General features: G+C 54.4%; 22 protein-coding genes and 1 riboswitch. Of the genes, 11 read left to right on the top strand and 11 right to left on the bottom strand.

What is annotated here, in order from left to right:
• Window positions 1–15 precede the first annotated feature (15 nt).
• The 7 genes from NSU14_RS16390 (at window position 16) to NSU14_RS16360 (ending at window position 8,031) form a co-directional block, all read left to right on the top strand.
• Window positions 16–1,119, top strand: a complete 1,104-nt coding sequence (locus tag NSU14_RS16390; protein ID WP_042136712.1) for an AAA family ATPase — start codon at window positions 16–18, stop codon at window positions 1,117–1,119.
• Complete coding sequence (locus NSU14_RS16385; RefSeq protein WP_076244715.1) at window positions 1,116–3,464, top strand: DUF5682 family protein; 2,349 nt, start codon at window positions 1,116–1,118, stop codon at window positions 3,462–3,464. The genes NSU14_RS16390 and NSU14_RS16385 overlap by 4 nt, the downstream gene beginning before the upstream one ends.
• A complete protein-coding gene (locus NSU14_RS16380; RefSeq protein ID WP_340946256.1) occupies window positions 3,465–4,691 on the top strand; it encodes a VWA domain-containing protein in 1,227 nt (408 codons plus the stop codon).
• 122 nt (window positions 4,692–4,813) lie between these two features.
• On the top strand, window positions 4,814–5,899 hold the full coding sequence (asd, locus tag NSU14_RS16375; protein ID WP_340946254.1) for an aspartate-semialdehyde dehydrogenase: 1,086 nt from the start codon (window positions 4,814–4,816) through the stop codon (window positions 5,897–5,899).
• A 146-nt stretch (window positions 5,900–6,045) separates the two neighbouring features.
• Entirely contained in the window at window positions 6,046–6,243 is a 198-nt protein-coding gene (locus tag NSU14_RS16370) for a DUF3934 family protein (protein WP_340948955.1), read from the top strand.
• A gap of 85 nt (window positions 6,244–6,328) precedes the next feature.
• Window positions 6,329–7,030 (top strand): pseudouridine synthase, encoded by a 702-nt coding sequence (locus NSU14_RS16365; protein WP_340946252.1) that lies wholly within the window; start codon window positions 6,329–6,331, stop codon window positions 7,028–7,030.
• Window positions 7,031–7,086: 56 nt separating this feature from the next.
• Window positions 7,087–8,031 carry a hypothetical protein gene (locus NSU14_RS16360; RefSeq protein WP_340946250.1) on the top strand — a complete coding sequence of 315 codons (945 nt, stop codon included), beginning with the start codon at window positions 7,087–7,089 and terminating at the stop codon, window positions 8,029–8,031.
• A gap of 90 nt (window positions 8,032–8,121) precedes the next feature.
• Here NSU14_RS16360 and NSU14_RS16355 read toward each other — a convergent pair whose 3' ends face one another.
• The 9 genes from NSU14_RS16355 to NSU14_RS16315 form a co-directional block, all read right to left on the bottom strand.
• Window positions 8,122–9,933, bottom strand: coding sequence for an ABC transporter ATP-binding protein (locus NSU14_RS16355; protein ID WP_340946248.1), 1,812 nt, complete (start codon window positions 9,931–9,933; stop codon window positions 8,122–8,124).
• 27 nt (window positions 9,934–9,960) lie between these two features.
• Window positions 9,961–10,431 carry a MarR family winged helix-turn-helix transcriptional regulator gene (locus tag NSU14_RS16350; RefSeq protein ID WP_047013909.1) on the bottom strand — a complete coding sequence of 157 codons (471 nt, stop codon included), beginning with the start codon at window positions 10,429–10,431 and terminating at the stop codon, window positions 9,961–9,963.
• A 207-nt stretch (window positions 10,432–10,638) separates the two neighbouring features.
• Window positions 10,639–11,310 (bottom strand): thiamine phosphate synthase, encoded by a 672-nt coding sequence (gene thiE / locus NSU14_RS16345; protein ID WP_340946246.1) that lies wholly within the window; start codon window positions 11,308–11,310, stop codon window positions 10,639–10,641.
• Window positions 11,307–12,134 (bottom strand): bifunctional hydroxymethylpyrimidine kinase/phosphomethylpyrimidine kinase, encoded by an 828-nt coding sequence (gene thiD, locus NSU14_RS16340; protein ID WP_340946244.1) that lies wholly within the window; start codon window positions 12,132–12,134, stop codon window positions 11,307–11,309. Before thiD ends, thiE begins: the two co-directional genes overlap by 4 nt.
• A gap of 27 nt (window positions 12,135–12,161) precedes the next feature.
• Window positions 12,162–12,959, bottom strand: a complete 798-nt coding sequence (thiM, locus tag NSU14_RS16335; RefSeq protein WP_340946239.1) for a hydroxyethylthiazole kinase — start codon at window positions 12,957–12,959, stop codon at window positions 12,162–12,164.
• Between the two features lie 76 nt (window positions 12,960–13,035).
• Window positions 13,036–14,133 carry an ABC transporter substrate-binding protein gene (locus NSU14_RS16330; RefSeq protein ID WP_340946238.1) on the bottom strand — a complete coding sequence of 366 codons (1,098 nt, stop codon included), beginning with the start codon at window positions 14,131–14,133 and terminating at the stop codon, window positions 13,036–13,038.
• Window positions 14,130–14,906: an ABC transporter permease gene (locus tag NSU14_RS16325; RefSeq protein ID WP_340946236.1), complete on the bottom strand. Its 777-nt coding sequence runs from the start codon at window positions 14,904–14,906 to the stop codon at window positions 14,130–14,132. Before NSU14_RS16325 ends, NSU14_RS16330 begins: the two co-directional genes overlap by 4 nt.
• On the bottom strand, window positions 14,887–15,669 hold the full coding sequence (locus tag NSU14_RS16320) for an ABC transporter ATP-binding protein (RefSeq protein WP_340946234.1): 783 nt from the start codon (window positions 15,667–15,669) through the stop codon (window positions 14,887–14,889). The genes NSU14_RS16325 and NSU14_RS16320 overlap by 20 nt, the downstream gene beginning before the upstream one ends.
• A 112-nt stretch (window positions 15,670–15,781) precedes the next feature.
• Window positions 15,782–15,884: riboswitch (TPP riboswitch) on the bottom strand.
• 68 nt (window positions 15,885–15,952) lie between these two features.
• Window positions 15,953–16,645 (bottom strand): TetR/AcrR family transcriptional regulator, encoded by a 693-nt coding sequence (locus tag NSU14_RS16315; RefSeq protein ID WP_340946233.1) that lies wholly within the window; start codon window positions 16,643–16,645, stop codon window positions 15,953–15,955.
• Between the two features lie 407 nt (window positions 16,646–17,052).
• On the opposite strand from NSU14_RS16315, the gene NSU14_RS16310 reads away from it, so the two are divergent.
• The 4 genes from NSU14_RS16310 (at window position 17,053) to NSU14_RS16295 (ending at window position 21,214) form a co-directional block, all read left to right on the top strand.
• Window positions 17,053–18,573, top strand: coding sequence for a DHA2 family efflux MFS transporter permease subunit (locus NSU14_RS16310; RefSeq protein WP_340946230.1), 1,521 nt, complete (start codon window positions 17,053–17,055; stop codon window positions 18,571–18,573).
• A 262-nt stretch (window positions 18,574–18,835) separates the two neighbouring features.
• Window positions 18,836–19,690: an amino acid ABC transporter substrate-binding protein gene (locus NSU14_RS16305; RefSeq protein WP_340946229.1), complete on the top strand. Its 855-nt coding sequence runs from the start codon at window positions 18,836–18,838 to the stop codon at window positions 19,688–19,690.
• 93 nt (window positions 19,691–19,783) lie between these two features.
• Entirely contained in the window at window positions 19,784–20,452 is a 669-nt protein-coding gene (locus tag NSU14_RS16300) for an amino acid ABC transporter permease (protein ID WP_340946227.1), read from the top strand.
• A 12-nt stretch (window positions 20,453–20,464) separates the two neighbouring features.
• Entirely contained in the window at window positions 20,465–21,214 is a 750-nt protein-coding gene (locus NSU14_RS16295; protein ID WP_042136749.1) for an amino acid ABC transporter ATP-binding protein, read from the top strand.
• Between the two features lie 115 nt (window positions 21,215–21,329).
• Here NSU14_RS16295 and NSU14_RS16290 read toward each other — a convergent pair whose 3' ends face one another.
• A complete protein-coding gene (locus NSU14_RS16290; RefSeq protein WP_042136751.1) occupies window positions 21,330–22,004 on the bottom strand; it encodes an S-layer homology domain-containing protein in 675 nt (224 codons plus the stop codon).
• 132 nt (window positions 22,005–22,136) lie between these two features.
• Window positions 22,137–22,712, bottom strand: coding sequence for a hypothetical protein (locus NSU14_RS16285; RefSeq protein WP_076244748.1), 576 nt, complete (start codon window positions 22,710–22,712; stop codon window positions 22,137–22,139).
• Between the last annotated feature and the right edge of the window lie 217 nt (window positions 22,713–22,929).

The following is a 22,929-nucleotide window of genomic DNA, read 5'->3' as shown; positions in this document are numbered from 1 at the left end:
AAAGGAGAGGTGTTCATGTCGACGGAACAAAGTCAGCTTCAGGATTACATGCGTCTGCCAGCCGAGGTTCTATACCGTGAGGAACTGGAGGCCTTACGCAGGGAAGATACAGGCCGTATCCCTGCCGGGTGGCAGATGTCGCCGCGTTCGGTGTTAACGTTCATTGCCGGAGGCAAGGCGGGCAAGACCGTGATTACCCCGAAATATATCGGTAACACGCGGCTAATCGAGATGGCGGTCGCCACGCTGGTAACAGACCGGGCGCTGCTTCTGATCGGTGAGCCGGGAACGGCAAAGTCCTGGCTGTCCGAGAATCTGGCGGCTGCGATCTACGGCAACTCGGGCCTGGTTGTGCAAGGGACTGCCGGAACCAGTGAGGAGCATGTACGTTATTCATGGAACTATGCCATGCTCCTGGCGAACGGGCCAACGCCGGAGGCGCTGGTCAAGAGTCCGATTATGCGGGCAATGGAGGACGGCGGGCTAGCCCGGTTTGAGGAGATCTCCCGCTGCGCTTCCGAGGTGCAGGATGCGCTGATCTCCATCCTCTCGGAGAAGACGATCTCCGTGCCGGAGCTGGGCAAGGAGACCAGTGCCCGCAAAGGCTTCTCCATTATTGCCACCGCCAACACGCGCGACCGCGGCGTGAACGAAATGTCAGCGGCGCTCAAGCGCCGGTTCAACATCATCGTGCTGCCGGCACCGTCTGATCTGGAGACCGAGCTGTCGATCGTGAAGAAGCGGGTTGCAGAGATTGCTTCTTCGTATGAGCTTCAGGCTTCTGTTCCGGCGGATGAAGCACTGCTCAAGGTAGTGACGATCTTCCGCGAGCTGCGCAGCGGCATGACGCTCGACAAGAAGGAGAAGGTGAAGACACCGGCCGGTGTAATCTCCACGGCGGAAGCCATCTCCCTGCTGACGAACAGCATGGCCCTGGCAGCCAGCTTCGGCAGCGGAGAATTGACCGACGGGGATCTGGCTGCCGGCCTGCAGGGGGCTATCGTCAAGGATGATGACAAGGATAAGCTGGTCTGGAAGGAATACCTCGATAATGTAATGAAGAAAAAAGGAGCGGACTGGCGCGGATTGTATCAAGCCTGCAAGGAGATGAACGAGTGAGTGGGGCGGCTGTTGCTGCCGTTGTGAATATTTTCGGGGTGCGCCATCTGTCTCCGGGCGGTGCGAAGCATCTGCTGGAATACTTGAATGAGCTTCAGCCGACCGCCGTACTGATCGAAGGACCCGGTGATGCGACTGACGAGATCCGTCATTTGACTCACACCGTCACGAAACCTCCGGTTGCAATTCTGGCCTTTACTGAGGATTTGCCTGTGCGGACGGTGCTGTGGCCGTTTGCTGTCTACTCCCCGGAATACCAGGGGATGCGATGGGCGAAGGAGCATGGGGCAGAAGCGGAATTCATCGATCTTCCCTCATCCGTAACCCTGGGTCTGCAGGATGCCCTGCGGCTTGAATCCGGGAGCAGGCCGGTGCTTAAGCCTGCGGCGGATGAACAAGGTGAGCCTACGGATGATGAGCTGCAGGAGCAGGAATCGGTGTACAGCCGGATTGCCCGGCTCGCCGGTGAATCTGATTATGATATGTATTGGGAACGCAATTACGAGCATAACGCCAGCAGCGGAGCGTACCGTGCGGCGATACTGGCGTTCTCAGCCCGGATGCGTGAGCTGTCAGAGTCCCGGGAGCTGGTAGAGCAGCCCCGCGAATATGCTTATAACGCGCTGCGCGAAGCTTATATGCGGCGCCAGATCCGGAAGAAGATTGAAGCCGGCCATCAGCCGGAGAAGATAGTAGTGATCTGCGGCGCTTACCATGCTGCTGCACTGGCAGACCTTGCAGACGGGATGACCGACAGCGAGCTGGCGTCACTGCCTGCACGCAGCACGAAGCTGACACTGATGCCGTATTCGTATTACAAGCTCTCTACAATGTCCGGCTATGGTGCAGGCAACGGGGCTCCGCATTACTTCGAGCTGATGTGGGAGCTGATGGAGTCCGGCAGGGCTGAGGAGCTGCCGCATCTCTACCTGTCCTCCGTGGCTAGGCAGGTACGCAGATCCGGGACGCACCGCTCCACGGCTGAAGTCATTGAAGCGGTCCGGCTGGCAGAGTCGCTGGCAGCACTGCACGGCGGGAGCGCGCCTACACTGCGTGATCTGCGCGATGCCGCCCAGACACTGCTCGGCCATGGCGACCTCTCGGTTGTTGCCGAATCGCTGGCCCGGGTAGATGTCGGTACGGCGATTGGCAGCCTGGCCGAAGGTGTCAGCCAGACACCGATCCAGGATGACCTGAACCGGCTGCTGAAACGGTATAAGCTGGAGAAATATAAGTCCACTGTAGCCAGTGACCTGGCGCTCGATCTGCGTGAGAACCGCCGGGTGTCCAGCGCTGAAGCGGCCTACCTGGATCTGCACCGTTCCGTGCTGTTTCACAGGCTGGAGCTGCTGGGCATATCCTTCGTGCGGAATATGCCAAGCGGACAGTCCGGGGCAACCTGGGCAGAGCACTGGATTATCCAGTGGTCACCGGAGGTGGAGATTCAGGTGGTTGAATCGACGCTCCTGGGCGAGACCATTGAAGTCGCTTCAGCTTATGTGCTGAAGGAGAAGCTGCTGGAGTGCCGCTCCATTACTGATGCGTCTGCGCTGATCCGCATCGCCTGCCAGTGCGCGATGACCTCGCAGATGGAGGAGAGCAGCCGGGTACTGCAGAGCCTGGCGGTGGACAGCCGCGATGTAGTTGCTATTGCCGCCGCTGCCCGGGAGCTGGCGACAATTATCGGCTTCGGCGATATCCGCAAGGTGGATACCGCTCCGCTCGTGCCGCTGCTGGAGGAGCTGTTCCGGCGCGGCTGCCTGTTCCTGCTGGATGCGAGCGGCTGTAACGATGAAGCTGCGGCGCTGATGATCAGCGCCATGAATGAGCTGAACGGCATCTCGCTGGAACATAGCGGGACTCTGGATACTGCCCTGTGGCTGCAGGAGCTGCAGCAGCTGTCACAGCGGGATGACCGTAACCCCCGGCTGTCCGGCTTCGCCTGCGCGATCCTGATGGAGCGGGCTGCGGTCTCTGCGGAAGATGTGGCCGCAGAGGTGTCACGCCGGCTGTCTCCGGGTATCCCCGCTGATCTGGGGGCGGGCTGGTTCGAAGGGCTGTCTATGCGTAACCGCTATGGGCTGTTGTCGCGGATGAGCCTGTGGGAGCAGCTGAATGATTATATTAATGCTCTGGACGATGAGGAATTCAAACGTGCCCTGGTCTTTCTGCGCCGGGCATTCAGCACCTTCTCTCCCCGGGAGAAGACGATGATCTCCGAGCTTCTGGGTGAGCTGTGGGGTGTGAACACAGAACAGGCTGCTGAGATTCTTACAGGCGAGCTGAAGGAGGAGGAAGCCAAAATGCTGGATGAGCTGAACGATTTTGACTTCGGTGACCTATAGATGGCGGAGGATATTAAGGATAACGGGCGGAACGGGGCTGTGTCGCGCTGGAGGCTGATATTGGGCCAGGAAGCGGAGGAAGCCTTATCCGGTTACGGGGCAGGCGGCGGGCCTACGCTGACCGAGGAAGAGCGGATTATGGATGCGGCGCTGGCAGCCATCTATAATGAGGCAGGTGCTGGCGGAGCTGACGGGACCTCTCAAGCGGGTTCAAAGGGCAGAGGGGCGGGATCAGCGCATGCCGCTATTAACCTGTCCAAATGGCTTGGGGACGTGCGCACCTTCTTCCCGGAGGATGTTGTCTCGATTATCCAGAGTGATGCCATGGAGCGCAAAGGCTGGAAGCAGCTGCTGTTCGAGCCGGAGCTGCTGGCGGCAGTGAAGCCGGATATCCAGCTGGTCGGTACGCTTCTGGCACTCAAAGGCAAAATTCCCGAGAAAACAAAGGACACCGCAAGAATGCTAGTCCAGGCACTGGTTGATGAGCTGGTCAAGCTGCTGGAGACGGATATCCGCCGTGCCGTCACCGGCGCGCTGAACAAGCGGCAGCATTCTCCGCTGCCGTCCCTGAGCGGGCTGGACTGGAAGCGGACCATTGAGCGCAATCTGAAGCATTACGATGCAGGGCGGCGGATGATTATCCCCGAGCGGTTCTTTTATTTCGACCGGGCACGCCGCAGCAAGGAATGGACCGTGATCGTGGACATTGACCAGAGCGGATCGATGGCCAGCTCTGTCATCTGGGCTTCGGTCATCGGCTCGATCTTCGCCAGCATTCCGGCGCTTAACACGCGTGTGGTCGCTTTTGACACTGAGGTCGTAGATTTGACTGAGCAATGTGCCAATGATCCTGTAGACATGCTCTTCGGCATTCAGCTTGGCGGCGGCACGGATATCCATAAGTCCGTGAAGTATTGTGAGCAGTTCATTGAGGAGCCGAAGAAGACGCTGTTCATCATTGTTTCCGATCTGTATGAGAACGGCAACCAGGCCGGACTGGTCCGGCGGATGCGTGAGCTGCGCGAATCCGGTGTGCGGACGATGACACTGCTGGCCCTGTCGGATGAAGGGAAGCCTTCCTACGACGAGCGTCTGGCCGCCCAGCTCACCCGTGACGGAACCCCTTGCTTTGCCTGTACTCCGGCGTTACTTCCTGTTTTGGTCGAGGGAGCGCTCAAGGGCCAGGATCTCGGTGAATTGTCCAAGCGTCTGGGGATGGCGCGATAATTTTTAGGAACAGGAAACACTTACTTTATAATCACATATTGTGTAACATGCATATATCATTTATAATCGGTTATTAAAAAGCACCTATCGCTAGGCGCTGCTTGAAAGGAAATGAATTTCTTATGTCAAGTAAGTTGAGAGCGGGTATTGTTGGCGGTACCGGTATGGTCGGCCAGCGTTTCATTGCACTTCTTGAGAATCATCCCTGGTTTCAGGTAACGGCTATTGCCGCGAGCGCGAATTCGGCCGGTAAGACGTACGAAGAGTCCGTCAAAGGCAGATGGAAGCTGTCTACACCAATGCCGGAGGCCGTTAAGAGTATCATGGTTCAGGACGCCTCCAAGGTAGAGGAAGTGTCTGCGGATGTGGATCTGATCTTCTGCGCTGTAGATATGAAGAAAGAAGAAATCAAGGCACTGGAAGAAGCCTACGCACGCACTGGTACTCCGGTTATTTCCAACAATTCCGCGCACCGCTGGACGCCGGATGTTCCGATGGTGATTCCTGAGATCAACCCTGAGCATCTTGAGGTGATTGCCCAGCAGCGCAAACGTCTGGGTACCGAAACCGGATTTATCGCTGTGAAGCCAAACTGTTCCATTCAAAGCTACATGCCTACACTGCATGCGCTTCATGATTTCAAGCCTTCGAAGGTTGTTGTGACAACGTATCAGGCGATTTCCGGAGCCGGTAAAACCTTTGCCGACTGGCCGGACATGGTGGACAACGTGATTCCATTCATCGGCGGTGAAGAAGAGAAGAGTGAGCAGGAGCCTTTGCGGATCTGGGGGAAGGTAACCGAAGAGGGGATTGTCAAAAGCGAACAGCCAGTAATCACCACACAGTGTATTCGTGTGCCGGTTGCTGATGGCCATATGGCTGCGGTATTCGCCTCCTTTGAGCAGAAGCCTAGCAGGGAAGAGATTCTGGAACGCTGGAACAGCTTCCAGGGACGTCCGCAGCAGCTGGGACTGCCAAGCGCACCTAAACAGTTCATTACCTATTTCGAAGAAGAGAACCGTCCGCAGACCCGTCTGGACCGTGATATTGAGAACGGAATGGGAATTTCGGCCGGCAGACTCCGTGAGGATTCACTCTATGACTACAAATTTGTCAGCCTGTCCCACAACACTGTAAGAGGTGCTGCCGGCGGTGCTGTCCTGATCGCTGAGCTTCTGAAAGCTGAAGGTTATATTCAGCCGAAATAAGCAGCAGCAACAGCTTCATTTCAGTTCGTAATGCAGCCTGCCGGAGCCTCTCCGCGCAGGTTGTTTGCGGTTTTACCTGACATTACCCCCGGAATAATGGTAAGATAGAGGAATGCATGACGAAAACTGAATACCGACGGAGTGATATTGTGGCAAAAAGTAAAGGCGGCGGCACAGGCAGAGGGACAGGGAGCAAGGGCTGGACCCGCTGGAATAAGACGGCGAAACCCGTGAAGCCGGCAAAAAGCGGACCTCCCGGAAGCCCGGGTACCAAACCGGGAACTAAGGGAGCAGGCGCAGCCAAGGGCGGCGGCGGAGGCAACAAAACCGGAGGCAGTAAATAAGGCGGCCATGTGCCCATATGCAACATCTGATTTGTAAGTGAATCAGGTGTTCTTTAATATGTAGGGCAGGAAAGCGGGTACTGGAGTGAGAATTAATAAATATATAAGTGAGACAGGCGTATATCCGCGCAGAGAGACGGACCGGCTGATTGCGGCGGGACGGATAACCATTAACGGTATAGCCTGTGCAGCGGGGGCTAGTGTTGAGCCTGGAGATACGGTGGCCGTTGACGGCGTTACGCTGAGCCCGGACCGGGAAGAACGGGTCTATCTGGCTCTTAACAAGCCAGTTGGGATTACCTGTACAGCTGCCCGGCAGGTGGAAGGGAATATCATTGATTATGTCGGTTATCCTTCCCGGATCTTTGCCGTCGGCAGGCTGGACAAACAGTCCGAAGGACTGATACTCATGACCAATGACGGAGCCGTGGTTAACCGGATGATGCGCTCCGAGCATGGGCATGAGAAGGAATATAACGTTACGGTGGACAAGCCGGTGACTGAAGCATTCCTTCAGGAGATGTCAGACGGTGTGGATATTCTCGGGACCCGGACTAAGCCTTGCCTCACCCGCAGGATCACGGACAACGAGTTCGCGATTGTTTTAACCCAGGGGCTGAATCTGCAGATCCGCCGGATGTGCAAGGAGCTGGGATACCGGGTGCTCCGCCTGGAGCGCATCCGGATCATGCACATTACGCTCAGCGGCCTTGAGCGGGGGCAGTGGAGGCATCTGACCGCAGAAGAGCTGGCTGAACTCTACTCCAGACTGGACGCAGAGAAATAGGGATTCACAGCATTTAAGCGTTTGCTGACATACTGACAAACCATCAGGAGGATCAAATGAGAATAATAAGTTTGCTATTAGCGCTAATGGTTATAGCCGGTTGCTCGGGAACCGGCAGTAATGAATCTGCGGAGCCGCCGGAAGCATCTGTGACTTCAGAAGCAGCAGCACAGTCAACTGCACCACAAGCCTCTCCGGCGGATGCAACCGCTGATTTTACGGGGGAAGTACCGGAAGTCTCCCCGGAGATTTCGGATAAATATTCAGGCTTCTTACATATGGATGCCGTTCAGCTGAACGGGCAGATCTACGAGGTGTATTACTGGAACAAAGGGGAGTTTACGTATACGCAGTTTGCGGTTGTGAAGGACGGGAAGATTGTCTTTGACAGCAAGCAAGCCGGAATTAAGATTGAAGGCGGCAATATCTGGAGTGAGGAAGATGATCTCTGGGCGGAAGCGCTTGTGCAGAATAACCATGCCACCTTTTTGTTCAGTCTGATGGATAACCGTCCTGAATCATCCTATATTGTCGTTGAGGAAATCGACGGAGTCATGCAGGTAACTGTTAACGATAATGTATCGGTGAACTATGAGGATACGGATCAGGACGGAGATGAGGATTTGCTTGCAAGTCCCTTTTCCGGGCAATTGCCGCTTGGTCCAGCGCTGGTAGGCGTGTATGAGCTTCAGGGAACACGGTATGTACCGGATAAGACCCTCACCAAGCAATATGCGGAAGACCAGCTGCGGCTAAGTGAGCAGGAGTACAAAAATAACCCCACAGACCTGACATTGGACAGCTTGCTCGGTGCCTATCTGATTCTGGAGCAGCGTAATTTTGCGTTGACGCGGTTTGAAGAATTCTATGAGTGGGCAGGACAGCGTGCCGGAGACGGCGGTTTTGTGGACGAATATTATGGCCGCTTGAAGAAGAACGAGACGCCGGAATACTTCAGCGGATGGATGGACAAGCTGGAGCCATTGCGTATAGAGAGATAGACCTGGACTTGTCTGTTCAATTATAAAAAGGGATTCCGGAGGCAGCCGTAAATGGCCTCCGGGAATCCCTTTTTTCAATTCCGTACAACATCAAGTGGCGGACTCTGTCGCCTGAAACTGCTTGTTATACAAATCCCTGTAGACCCCGTTGTCCGCCAGCAGAGAAGCATGTTGTCCAGACTCCACAATAGCGCCGTCCTGAACGACGAGAATCGTATCGGCAGCCATAATGGTGGAAAGCCTGTGGGCGATAACGATGCTGGTCTTGCCCAGCAGCAGCTGATGCATCGCCTGTTGGATATAGAACTCCGACACTGTATCCAGTGACGAGGTGGCTTCATCCATGATGATAATGGGCGGATTCTTAAGCAGCACTCGGGCGATCGAGATCCGCTGCTTCTCTCCGCCGGACAGCTTGATTCCCCGGTTACCGACTACCGTATTGTAGCCTTCAGGCAGCTTCATAATGAAATCATGAATATAAGCGGCTTCACAGGCGGCAATCATCTCAGCTTCAGTGGCACTGGCGCTTGCATAGAGCAGATTCTCTTGGATGGTCCCGTTGAACAGATACGTATCCTGCGTAACCAGCCCGATCTGAGAACGCAGGGAGTGCAGCGTGAACTCACGGATATCTTTGCCGCCGATGCGGATCACACCCGAATCCAGTTCATAGAGTCTGGGGATGAGGTTGGTAATGGTTGTTTTACCCGCTCCGCTGGGGCCGACCAGCGCAGTCAGTGATCCGGCGGCAGCCGTGAAGGAAATTTCCAGCAGGGCCGGTTTGCCCGGCTGATAGGCGAAATTCACCTTTTCGAAGACAATATCCTGGCCGTCAGCACTGCTTGGCAGGGCCAGCGGCGAATCCACAATCAGCGGGTCCATATCGAAATAGTCAAAAATCCGTTCAAACAGCGCCACCGACCGGTTCACATCCACATACAGATTGGTCATTTGCATGACCGGCCCGTATAATCTGCCCAGCAGCGCCACAAAGGTGATAATCGCACCAATCGTCAGCTCTCCCTGGATAAATAAATAACCCCCGTACAGATAAATCAGCATGGGCCCGATACTGGTGAAGGTGGTGAGGACCAGCATAAACCAGCGGCCGGCCATCGATTCTCTGATTTGCAGGCGTGTCGCCTGGGCATTAACGGTTCTGAAGCTCGCCAGCTCGGTGTCTTCCTTGGTGAACAGCTTCATGAGCATATATCCGCTGAGACTGAGCGTTTCCTGTATGATCTGGTTTTGCTCGGAGATCTTCTCCTGGGTTTCTTTGGCCAGCTTCCAGCGCACATTGCCCATTTTGCGGGTTGGCATAATGAACAGGGGGACGACCAGTATGCCCAGCAGCGCCAGCTTCCAGTTCATAATAAACAGAGTTGCCGCTGTCGTAGTCAGAATGAACAGATTGCTGGCAAAATTAACGATGGTGCTGTTGAACACGCCCTGTATCCCGGCAATATCACTGGTCATCCGGGTGATGACTTCCCCTTGCTTGACCCCTGAGAAGAACTGCAGCGGCATGCCCTGCAGATGGCGGTACATCTGATTTTTCATATCATGGACAATATTTTGCGAGATAAAAGAGTTCAGGTAATTCTGCAGCACGCCCAGCAGACCGGACACTATAGTTGTCCCGAGTGAGGCAAGGACGAGCAGAACCAGCAGCCTCAGGTTTTTATCCGGGAGCGCACGGTCGATAATATGCTGAATCAGGATTGGAGGAAGCAGCCCCAGCACTGCAGAAATGCACAGCACAATCATCACTAGCAGGGTCTGCTTCCAGTAAGGCAGGAAATATTTCACGATGCGGAGCAGCAGCGTCTTGGATATATCCGGCTTCGCCTCATCATCATCGAACTTTAATTTGCCATGCCCGGGTCCGCCGAATCCCATTGGACCGAAACCTCTGGACATTATTCATCACCAGCTTTGTGTGTTATTTAAGTTATCCTGATTCCGGGTCAGCTGTTCAAGCAGCTGTGAGTGCATTTGAATGAGCGACTGGACTTCTTCTCCGGAGAAATGATCCAGTGCCGCTCCCAGCATTTGGTATGAGTAGGCGTCTTCGTTATATTGCCTGCACAGCGCTTCACCTGCCGGTGTGAGATTCAGCCTCGTTTCCCTGCGGTCTGCCTCGGAGGCGGTCCGGGTCACCAGTTCCTTCTCGGCCAATGCATCAATATGCAGGCTTACGCGGCTCTTGGCAAATACCAGACGCTCCGTTATTTCCTTCTGCGATTGACCGGGATGCTTGAGGAGAGAATTCAGTATACCGATCTGATGCACGGTTAATCCGAGATCCGCAGCGCTCTGATGGGCCAGCTTACGGAGCTGGCGGGCAACGGCGAGCAAGGAATGATACACCTCTATCGTTTGCGCCGGATCTGTCATGGGGCAACCTCCTCTGACCTGATAATAGTTTCTTTTGTTAACAGTTAACAATGTAAACTGATTATACGCCTGAATATTCCAAAAGTAAATGTTACGCTGAAATAGCGGTAAACAGGTTATGCCGGAATGCACAATAAACACCCGAAGCGCCTGTGTGAAGGCAGCTGCGGGTGTTTTTGGAATTGAAATACACTCATTTATATAAGCTCATTCCGGAAGCATTCCGCTTTGTATAATCCGCCCGAACGCCCTCGCGGTCTCCCGGATATCCTCCGCTCCGGCTATGGCCGAGATTACGGAGATTCCGTCTGCACCGGCCCGGATCACCGGCAGGGCGTTATCCAGGGTTATACCGCCGATCCCTACCAGGGGAATATTAAGTCCGCTGCGGCGGAGCGTTTCAATGACAGCCGTCCCTTGAACGGCTTCGGCATCGTCTTTGGAGGAGGTGGGGTAGACCGGACCGATCCCGAGATAATCGGCTCCGTCCGCAATTGCCTGCTGCGCTTCCGCGGGATTATGGGCGGAAACGCCGATGATCTTGTGCTCGCCGAGCCGCTGGCGGATCGTCCGGGCCGGCAGATCATCCTGGCCGGCATGGACCCCGTCTGCATCAAGTGCGACCGCCAGCTCCAGGTCGTCATTGACGATGAACGGAATCCGCTTGTCCCGGCAGATTGCCCGGAGCTGCTGTCCAAGCTCTAGCAGAGCAGCGCCGGTCAGAGCACCGGGACCCTTTTCACGGAACTGGAATAAGGTGATTCCCCCGTCTGCTGCGGCAGATAAAATCTCGGCTGGAGAGAGGCGGCAGTTCACGCTGCCCATAATGAAATATACCTTAAGGAGCTTGCGCATATCCTCACTGTCAATCCGTTTCATAGCTGCTGCCCCCCTGATCTGATACGGTTCCCGTAAGCAAAATGATTGGTCGGCCCTTGTCCTGCCCCGATGTTCAGACTGTCCTCAATGGCTGCCTGAATGAAGGCTTTGGCTGTATGCACCGCTTCATTTATAGAGTGGCCGAGCGCAAGTCCTGCCGCCACCGCCGCCGAGAAAGTACAGCCGGTCCCATGCGTATGCCTGGTCTCAATCCGCGGACTGGTCAGATATTGGAATTCCCGGCCGTCATAGAGCAGGTCCACCAGCTGATCGCCTGCCGGATCATGTCCGCCCTTAAGAACAATGTACTGCGGACCCATCTGATGAAGGAGTCGTGCAGCCTGTTCTCTGTCTGACATTCCATTGATCTTCATCCCCGTGAGCATCTCTGCTTCGGGAAGATTGGGGGTAACCACAAGAGCCAACGGCAGCAGTCCGGTAATCAGTGCCTGCACGGCTTCCTGCAGCAGCAGAGCGGACCCGCCCTTGGCAATCATTACCGGGTCGATCACAAGCCGCTGCTGCCAGCCGTAAGATGTCACCTTATCCGCGACAACACCGATAATCTCACTGCTGAACAGCATACCGGTCTTAATGGCATCTGGTGTCAAGTCACTGCCAATAGAATCCAGCTGCGCAGCAACGGCTTCCGGCTCCAGCGGATATACGCCTTGAACACCTAAGGTATTCTGTGCCGTGACCGCTGTGAGCGCGGACATTCCGTAGACTCCAAGCTCCTGGAAGGTCTTCAGATCAGCCTGGATACCGGCACCGCCGCCGCTGTCAGAGCCGGCAATCGTTAACGCTTTACGTATACGGGTCATCGGGTATTCTCCTTTTAGAGGTGTGTTTTATTGTTCAAGCAGTTGCAGGCGTGACCGGCTGCTGTAGATATCTGGCTTCACCAGGGACAATTGATTCAGGAACTCTATCTGGAAGCTGCCGGGTCCTTGTCCTTCCGCGGCTTCTGCGGCAATCTCGGCTGCCACGCCGTAGAACGAGAGTGCTTCGGCAGCTGCCTCAAGCGCATTCCCGCCGCTTACTGCAAGAAATGCGCCTACTACGGCACTGAGCAGACAGCCGGTTCCCGTCACTTGGGTCAGGATGGAATGGCCGTTGCTGGCGATGTAGGTGCGCGTGCCGTCGCTAATGATATCCTCCTTGCCGGTGATGATCACCACGCAGTTCAGCTTCCGCGCAGCCTTGTTCGCCAAGGCGATCACATCGCCTTCACCTGCTCCGGCATCGACGCCTTTGCTCGCCCAGCGCTCTCCGGCGACATTGGCTACTTCGGCCACGTTGCCGCGCAGAGCGGTCAGCTGCAGCTCACCCAGCAGCTTCGCGGTAACGTCAGTGCGGTACGGTGTAGCACCTGCTCCAACGGGATCAAGCACGAGCGGGACACCATGCCGGTTCGCGGCTTGCCCGGCCTTCACCATTGAAGTGATGATAGCTTCATTCAGTGTACCGATGTTCAGCACGACCGCCCCGGACATCGCGGCAACATCCGCCACCTCTTCCAGTGCGTCGGCCATGAACGGGGAAGCCCCCAGCGCCAGCAGTCCGTTAGCGGTGAAATTAGCCACTACAATATTGGTAATGTTATGTACGAGCGGATTTGCCTGCCGTACCTTGGATAGAAAAGACATGATTATTCCTCCTGAAAGTTTTGATAGCATACGCATCCTTGAGATCATTTCGCAAAACTAACTTCGAAAGCATGTTCTATAAATTAATAAAAGCATCCGCACTGTCAACTTCCTCAGCCAGCAGACCGCCCTCGCTCAGCCATTTGCGCACATTCTCCCAGGAAACGCTAACCTGATAACCGAAGGGCTGTGCACCGGCATCCATCAGCGGCAGCAGAATTTCCAGGCTGCGCTTCTCGATGGCTTCATCAAGCGGTGCGGTGGCATCCTGATGCTCCAGCAGAAGCTTCAGCGCCTGCTCCGGCTGCTTAGTGACGAACTGCTGACCCTTGCGCGCAGCATTCATGAACTTCTGGAAATATTCCGAGGAATTCTGCAGACCCTGGTCACTTGCGACCAGCACCAGCTCATAATAATCAGGAACCCCGTAGTCAACAGGATTGAACGAACGCACAGGATGGCCTTCCTGCTCTAATATCAGCTGCTCATGGTTGATGAATCCGCCCATAATTCCATCCACACGCCCGGTGGATAGGGCAGGGATAAGCTCAAAGCCGACGTCAATCAGCTTCAGGGAGGCGGGATCGCCGCCATCGGTTTGGATCATAGTGTGCAGCATGGCTTCATACAGCGGAATGGAGGAGTAACCGGCTTGCTTGCCTGAGAGCTCCCCGGGCCGGGTTATTCCGCTGTCTGCGGAAACCATGAGATGGTTCAGGGGATGCCGTACCAGAGCGGCAACGGATTTGACCGGAATCTGCTCTCCCCGGGCCATCAGCACCTGCGGCTGGTAGCTGAGTGCCAGATCGACTTGTCCGGCAGCTACCAGTTTCAGCGCGTCGTTGCTGTCGGCAGGCATCTGTATCTCAACATCAAGCCCCTCTTCGGCAAAATACCCCTCACTCTGTGCCGCATACAAAAAGGAATGAACGGCGTTCGGATACCAGTCGAGCATGATCGTCAGCTTATGGGCTGTACCGTCTGCGGCTGCCGCCGGAGCGGATGATGCCGATGATGAGCCGGAGCCAGCCGGCACGTTATTGCCAGCCGACCCGTTATTGCCGGCGCAGCCTGGCAGAACCAAGAGAACAGACAGGAGCAAAACATAAGGCAGCAACTTATAAGGTTGAGCACTACGGGGGTAGAGATAACGGTTATAGCGGATTGGAGTCATGAATAACGTCCTCTTTTCGTCAGAAATAACTTCTCGAGCGTAGCAATACACAGAAACAAAGTGATCCCAAGGGCGGACAGCAGCACAACAGCGGCAAACATCTCGGCACTTTGCAGATTGCCGGCCATTCTCCGGCTGAAATAACCAAGCCCCCGGCTGCCTCCAAGCCATTCGCCGATGGTAGCGCCAATGACGCAGTACACCACCGACAGCTTCAGTCCGGAGAAAAAGGACGGCAGGGCCAGCGGAACAGCAGCCTTGCGGAGAATCTGCCAGCGGTTCGCGCCAAGCGTCAACAACAGCTCGCGGTACTGCTCCGTATTCTTGCCCAGCCCATCGTAGGTGCCGACAACCACCGGGAAGAAGGCGGTCAGGAACACTACGGCAACCTTGCTCCACAAGGTATAGCCGAACCACATGATAAACAGGGGAGAGAGGGCAACCAGCGGAATCGTCTGGCTGATAATCAGCAGCGGATACAGCGCTTTGGCCAGCGGCCTGAACAGATGCATGCCCGTTCCCAGCAGACTGCCGCAGAAGACGGACAGAGCGAAGCCTGTTAGTACCTCAAGCAGCGTTGCAGGCAGGTGAACGCCGAAGAGTAAATGCCTGTCTTCCATCAGAGCAATCCAGATGGCAGTGGGAGCCGGCAGGATGAACGGAGGAATCAGCCCCAGCCGGGACACCGTTTCCCAGACCGCAAGAATCAGCAGCACAAGCAGAATAGCCGGGCTGTACTCCCGCAGCAATCTTCTATAGAAGACGGTTGTCATACAGCTTCAGCTCCAAATCCTGCCGCAGGGCAACAAACTGCGGTTCGTAATTCTGACTATGATGTCTGGGGCGGGGAAGACCGGTGATGAATTCCTGCATACCGCCCCCGGCACCGCCGGTCATCAGATAGATGCGGTCACTAAGCAGAAGCGCTTCTTCAAGGTCATGGGTAATGAACAGCACAGTCTTGTCCAGTCCCGACCATAATTCCAGCAGCCAGCGGTGAAGCTCCCGCTTGGTTATGGCGTCCAGTGCCCCGAACGGCTCGTCCAGCAGGAGCAGCTCATTCCCGGCGGCAATGGTGCGGAGTACCGCAACCCGCTGGCGCATGCCGCCCGACAGCTCATGCGGATACGCAGCCCCCGTATCACCAAGACCGAACTGCTGCAGCATGCTGCGGATCTGAATAACGGCTTCCTCTTTGGAGCCGTTCCGCTTCAGTTCCCAGGGCAGCAGGCAATTGTCCAGTACGGTTCTCCAGGGCAGCAGGAGATCCCGCTGCGGCATATAGCCGACCTGGCCGAGCCGCTCCGAGGCGTTATTAGGCGGTTGCCCATGCAGGGCAACCTCGCCGCTGCCGGGTTCCAGCAGGCCCGCGATAATCTTGAACAGCGTACTTTTGCCGCAGCCGCTGGCACCCACGACGGAGATGAACTCGCCGCGGCGGACCTTCATGGAGATTCCGGAGAAGACCGGAGCCCTTGAAGCTGCGCCGAAAGAATAGGACAGGTTAGCGATGTTGATCATAGGATGGGGAAGCAAGCCTCCTTAGGGAAAAGTGTTTACGCTACGAAAACAAGAAAGACCCATCCATTTCCGGAGGAAATGAATGGGCCTGAAGGTACAGTCAGTTTGCAAAGACGCGGAACCGCTGATACATTCTGCTCCACTTCCCTCCGCTGGTATGATCCAGATCAGGTTCCAAGGGTCCGGAGCTTAAGCTCCGTCTCAGTCGGCCGACTCCCCTAGTGAAATAACAGGTGCTATTGAATTCGTAATTGCTACTTAATATACCATAATTTCCCCGCTTGTAAAGAGCCTGTGCTCAGCGCTTGGAGAGGCCGGTGATGAACAACGCAACAATTCCCCGCGAGATTTCCTCTTTGGAGGAGCCGTTCCGTTTCTGTTCATACAGGTAAAGATCGGGACTAAGTACAGAGATCAGCGCTGTGGCAGCGAAGCGGGGATCGATCCCGATAATCTCTCCATTCGCGGATGCGCGGTGCAGAAGTTCACCCATAATCACTCCGAGCCGCTGGAAAAAAGGATGTTCGAACTGGGTAAGCTGCTTCTTGCCGGTGAATTCGGATTTGATCATGTTCAAGAGCTCCGCATATTGCTCAATGAAACCAACGACCTGCTCAATGCTGCTCTGCAGATGCGCGAGGGCAGCCGTTTCACCAGCGCTGGCAGCAAGCTGCTGTTCCATCCCCGACAGAAACTGCTCGGTGCTGTCCAGCAGCAGGGCCGAACAGATTTCGCCCTTATCAGTGAAGCGGCGGTAGAGCGATCCCTGCCCTATACCGGCCCGTTTGGCGATGCCGTACATACTGACAGCTTCGAGGCCGCTCTCGGTGAACAGCTGGCGGGCCGCCTCGAGAATCCGCTGCATATAAGGATCGGCGGGTTCTTTTGCAGCGATGTCTGTGTTCTCTGTGTTATCTTTGTTCTCTGTGTTCTCTGTATTGTCCGGAGCTGCTGATGTTACAGGTTCAACTTCCGTTTCTGTTTTTTTCATGATATCCCCTTTCATATAAAGTAAATCCTGCCCATAATACAACATTTCCCTCATTCGATCGGCCTAAATCCCAAATTGTTGTATAAAATGCATTATTTCAGCTTGTTCAAGCAGTTTAGCAGAACTATTCTTGTATTTCATACAACAATCCATCCGGAAACCCGGCTATCCATGAATCAAAGCTGCAAAATATACAACATTTATGCCTACAGTGCGTCCTAAGAAATCTCTATTCTGCCGGTAAACGAATCAAGTGTGGGGAATTGGCGTATTCCGCTTGACACATCGGACAATTGTCCGTAGACTATGAAATGCGAACGCGGACAATTGTCCGTTCACTAATTATATAGACAAACCTGCCCGCAGGTCAACGTAGTTGAAGCGGACACTTCAGGAGGAGAAGGAGTATGGATCAGACCTTGAAGCAGGATGCCGATTTCCGGTTATCCGGCATTCTAGTTCCGCTGCTGGCGATTATTGCCGGCGTATTTATGGTCGTGCTGGATAGTACGGCAATGAATGTGGCATTGTCCAGACTGGTAGTGGATTTCAATACAGACCTGCATACGCTGCAGTGGGTCGTAACCGGGTATATGCTGGCGCAGGCTTCGGTCATTCCGCTGTCAGGCTGGCTGTCTGACCGGTTCGGGGCTAAGAACGTCTTTTTGACAGCTGTTATTGTGTTTACGATCGGCTCCATTCTGTGTGCAACGCCAAGCAGTGCAGAATGGCTGGTCGTTTTCCGGGTATTGCAGGGTCTTGGAGGGGGCTGTGTGCTCCCGGTCGGGATGGCTTATGTGTACAGACTGGCTCCGAAGAGTAAAGTCGGCGTTGTTATGGGGATTATGGGAATTCCCGTGCTGTTCGCTCCGGCGATTGGTCCTGTATTGTCAGGCTGGCTGGTGGAATACCACTCCTGGCGCTGGATCTTCCTGATTAATATCCCCATCGGTATTATCTGTGTGCTGATCGGGCTGCGAAAGCTGCCGAATGCGGCGAAGAACACCGTTCCCGGCATGGATAAATTCGGAATGGTGCTCGGACCACTGGCTTTTGCTTCACTCACTTACGGTGTAAGTCAGGGTGCGCAGAGCTGGACCGCGGACAAAACGCTAATCGGGTTATCTCTGGGAGCTGTTGCACTGATTGCCTTTGTCATTGCCGAGCTGCGTTCCAGGACCCCTTTACTGGAGCTGAGGATTCTGAAATCCGTGGATTTCACCACCGGAATTATCGTGCAGTGGATCGCCCAGTTCGGCTTATATGGTGCTTTATTTCTACTGCCGCAGTTTCTGCAGCAGGCCCGCGGCTTCGGCGCATTTGATACCGGATTGACCCTGCTGCCGCAGGCCATTGCTTCCGGGCTGATGATGCCAATTGCCGGAATTCTGTTCGACCGGATCGGGGTGCGCTGGCTGGTGGTTTGCGGACTCAGTCTGGTCTCTGGCGCATTGTTTCAGTATTCCCATGTCGATCTGACCACCCAGAGCCGTGATCTCATTCTTCCGCTAATCATGTGCGGTGCAGGGATGGGGATGATGATGATGCCGATGAATACGCATCTGCTGAACAAGGCGCCAGGCAATCTGGTCAACCGGGTAACCTCACTCACCAACTCCATGCAGCAGGTCATTAACTCACTTGCAGTGTCAACACTGGTTACGATTCTGACGGCCAGAACCTCCGCGCGTGGTCTTGAAATGCAGGAGGCGGCAGCCGCTGCCGGGCAGACGGTGGACGGAGTCTCGAAGGAAGCCCTGCAGCTGGCCAAGCAGACTGTATTGGCCCAAGGCTTTGCCGACACCTTCCACATTATGATTTTTGTAGCTTTAGGCGGCGCCGTCCTTGGACTGCTGCTGCGCAGGGGCCGCAAACCAGAAAGCGGAGGCTCCAGGGAGAAAGCGTTGCCTGAAATCATGCACGGTTAATAGGTGCATTCACTTTCATAAGAAGTAAGGCGGCGATTCTCCGTTACTGGAGGGTCGCTGTTTTGCGTTGTGGATCATTTAGTTTGTCTTCCACTGATGTAGAAATGCAATTTCGGGGCAAGCTAAACTATCAAAAACCTATATAACATAAATCCGATGTTTATTATCGGAAAAAGTTATTGACGGATGTAACAGCTCAGTGTTACGATTCATTTTGCCGGCAAGTCCGGAACATAAAGAGAGATGAGAGGGGATTAATCTTATGAAAAAACTTAGTCTGACAATTATGCTGCTCCTGACCATGGCCGTGGTTGCGGCATGCGGCAACAACAATAACAATAATTCAGCAACAGGCGGCAATGCGGCGGCTGAACCGACTGCGGCGGCTACGGATAGTGCAGCACCTGCTGAGCAGAATAGTCTGGAAGCTGTCAAAGCCAGCGGCAAGCTGCGTATCGGAACAGAAGGCACCTATGCCCCGTTCACATATCATGATGCCGACGGCAAGCTGACTGGTTTCGATGTGGAAATTGCTGAAGAAGTAACTAAACGTCTGGGCGTGGAAGCCGAGTTTATCGAGACTCAGTGGGACGGTATTTTTGCCGGCATGGATGCCAAGCGGTTCGATACGATCTTCAACGAAGTTTCCATTACGGACGAGCGCAAAGTGAAATATGATTTCTCCGACCCGTATATCGTATCCAAGGCTGTGCTGATCGTCAGTGAAGATAATGAAGATATCAAATCATTCGCGGACCTCAAGGGCAAGAAAGCCGGCCAGTCCCTGACAAGTAACCTCGGACAGATTGCAACGGATAACGGTGCAGAGATTGTATCCACAGAAGGCTTCAATCAGGCAATTGATCTGCTGACCTCCGGCCGAATTGATGCAACCGTTAATGACGGCTTGTCCTTCCTGGATCTGAAGAAGCAGAAGCCTGATATCAAGATCAAGCAGGTGGATGAGATTGCAGAAGGCTCGTATAGTGCAGCGGTCTTCCTGAAGGGTAACGATGAGCTTGTGCAGGCAGTGAATGAAGCGCTGACTGCCATGCATGATGATGGCACATATCTGAAGATTTCCGAGAAATACTTCGGTGCTGATGTATCGAAATAAGCTTTCCTGTGTAACGGCAGTCTCAAATAACTTATGGACACAGGGCGGAGCTGGTTGCTTCCGCCTTGCCGTTCCAAGAAGGATGTCAGAACGATGGATGACCGCAAAATACAAATATTTCTCGATTCACTGCTGCCTCTGTTCAAAGCCGGGGTGGCTTTTACCATTCCGCTGACCCTGGTCTCCTTTGCACTTGGGCTTACACTTGCTATAGTTACTGCACTTGTGCGGCTCTCTTCCTGGAGAATTCCGAAGCTGATTGCCGGCTTCTACGTCTGGGTCATCCGCGGAACACCGCTGCTGCTTCAGCTGTTTATTATTTTCTACGGGCTGCCTACGGTAGGTATTGTGCTTGATCCGTTCATCGCAGCTGTGATTGGCTTCACCCTTAGTGTCGGGGCATACTCCTCGGAAATTGTCCGGGCAGCTATTCTCTCCATACATAAAGGGCAATGGGAGGCTGCCTTCTCCGTCGGTATGAGCCGTGGACAGGCTTTGCGGCGGGTGATTCTGCCTCAAGCTGCCCGGGTATCGGTTCCGCCATTATCCAATTCATTTATTAGTCTGGTGAAGGATACATCACTTGCAGCAAGCATCACATATGTAGAAATGTTCAGAAAAGCTCAGCAAATTACAGCCACCACCTATGAACCGCTGCTGTTGTATTGCGAAGCGGGTTTATTCTATCTGTTATTTTGCTCAGTATTATCGGTGCTGCAGAAATACCTGGAGAAGCGGCTGGACCGGTATTCGGCCAGTTAAGGAGGCATACCCATGATTGAAATACGTGATTTACATAAATCCTTCGGTCCGCTGCAGGTCTTGAAGGGGGTTGATCTTACCGTTGAGCATGGCCAGGTGATGGTCATTATCGGACCTTCCGGCTCCGGCAAAACCACCCTGCTGCGCTGCTTCAACCTGCTGGAGACTCCCGACAAGGGCAGCCTGGCTCTGAATAATATTAAGCTGGATTTCACTCCCGGCGGCAAAATTCCACAGCGTACCGTGCTGTCTCTTCGCCAGCAGACGGGAATGGTCTTCCAGTCCTACAATCTGTTCCCGCATATGACGGCGCTCGGTAATGTAATGGAGGGCCAGGTGACCGTTCAGAAGCGTTCCAGGGAGGAAGCCAGAACGAAGGCGCTTGCCCTGCTGGACAAGGTAGGGCTGGCCGACAAGGCGGATACCTATCCGCATCAGCTGTCCGGCGGCCAGCAGCAGCGTGTGGCGATTGCCCGGGCGATGGCGGTCGAGCCGGAGGTGCTGCTGTTCGATGAGCCAACCTCGGCGCTCGATCCGGAGCTGGTCGGTGAGGTGCTGAAGGTCATCAAGCAGCTGGCCCGGGAAGGAATGACGATGGTCATTGTTACCCATGAGATGAAATTCGCGGCCGATGTGGCCGACCGGATCATCTTAATGGATAACGGGGTCATTCTGGAGCAGGGAACTCCGCAGCAGGTGCTGGAGCAGACGAAGAATCCGCGCGCCCTGCAGTTCCTGAACCGGCTCAGCGGAGAAGACTAAACGAATGTGGGCATTAATGCAAAAAGGCAGTCCGGGAGGGGAATCCCGGACTGCCTTTTCTGCTTGTGAATTCATCATGCGCGGGGGAGTGCACGAAGGATTACTCAGCCATTAGTTAGTTCTGTGTTGCTCCATCACTGCGTGAGTTCAAATAGTCCAGTGCGTTGTAGAGCATAATTGCCGCTTCGGCGCGGGTGAGCTGGCTCTTCGGGTTGAACTTGCCGTTAGCATCCAGTGTATTGATGTTGTATTTCAGGGACCGCTGGATAGTGCCCTGGTAGGATGGCTCAAGCGCATCTGCATCGGCGATGTCCACCGGCACGATGTTGATCATCGGCAGGTTGCCTGCCTTCTCAACGCCCTGAATCAGCAGGCTGGTGAACAGCTCTTTGGTAATCGGTTTGGATGGATCAATATCAGCGGGAATATCCACGTCATTATAGTGTGCATTGATGAAGGCTTCTGCGTACCAGGCGTTGTCTTTTACTTTGGAGAAGATCGCACTGGCTACGGGAGCCTTGTTGAAACTGATTGCGGCCAGGCTAAGCTGGAGTCCGCCCGTGATAAACTGAACGCCTTGTGCTGTAGTTACAGTGGATGCGGGCAGAAACTGGGTATCCGATATCCCTTTGATCAGGCCCTGCTGCTTCAGAGAGTTGATTTTGTCCTTACCGGTTACACTGTCAATATCCTTAAAGCTGCTGCCGGCTGCAAAAATTTGTCCGCCGAAAGAGAAGGTAAGAAGCGTTACGGCTGTAAAAGCTGCGATCGTGTTTTTTTTGATACTCATCTGAATTCCACCTCTATTGTAGGTTGTACCACTAGATTTCACGCTGATCCGGTGATTGTCCGTTACAGCACGGCGTAACCGTTTCAACTTGACTCTAATGACGCAATGACAATAAAAAAGGTTGCAGACGTTTTACATCATTTCCTGGAACAGCAGGTTGCGGTAAGGGTATTTACTGAACCGGGTTCTGAACAGCAGCGCGATCCCGCTGTCTTCAATGGTTACGGATTTCAGCGAATCTGCTGTGACGAGGCTGCGTACCATCGCTGTTACCGCACCGCGGTCTCTGCGCCGGATGGCTGCAGCCAGACTCTCCGCGAAGCAGTTATTTACAGAGAGCTCCCGGTAGAGCGGAATAACGGCCCGTGCGATGCTCCGGTGGGCTGCTGTACTGAAGGTGAACTGGACCGTGCCCGGCGGAATCGTTGTTCCATTCGTGTAGAACGCAACCGGCAGCGGAAAAGGAAACGAGATGAAATAGCCGATGCCGTTCGTCCCATAATTCTCTACCCTGGCAAGGGTGGGAATTCTGGCCAGCAGGCTGCCCATCAGATCAAGATCTGCGGAGACAACAGCGGTTGTCCAATCAGCGGCATAACTGCTGTTTCCGGCAATTTTCCGGTAGAACGGCAGCATGGCCGTGGCTACTCTGCGCAGTACACGGGCTGTTACAAGCCGCTGGGTCTGCTTAGGTTTTATTTTCACCATCCGGATCATCCTCACTTATAAGAGATTTAGTCTATATAAGGTATGGAGGGAGGGCGCACTTCGGATTGGGCGTAAGACTAGCCGGCAATAATATAATCATAATCCGCAGAACCTATTTATACGTTTTTGGGGAAAAGTGATGTTATACTGGTGTCAGGCCTTTTCTTTGACGGACAAGTTTGTTATGCTTATATCGTAAAGATTACTAATTATTGTC

The sequence above is a fragment of the Paenibacillus sp. FSL R10-2771 genome (assembly GCF_038000205.1).
GTDB classification, from domain to species: domain Bacteria; phylum Bacillota; class Bacilli; order Paenibacillales; family Paenibacillaceae; genus Paenibacillus_AQ; species Paenibacillus_AQ phytohabitans.
The sequence above is the reverse complement of the archived record's forward strand: the minus strand, read 5'-3'. Positions and strand labels throughout refer to the sequence as shown.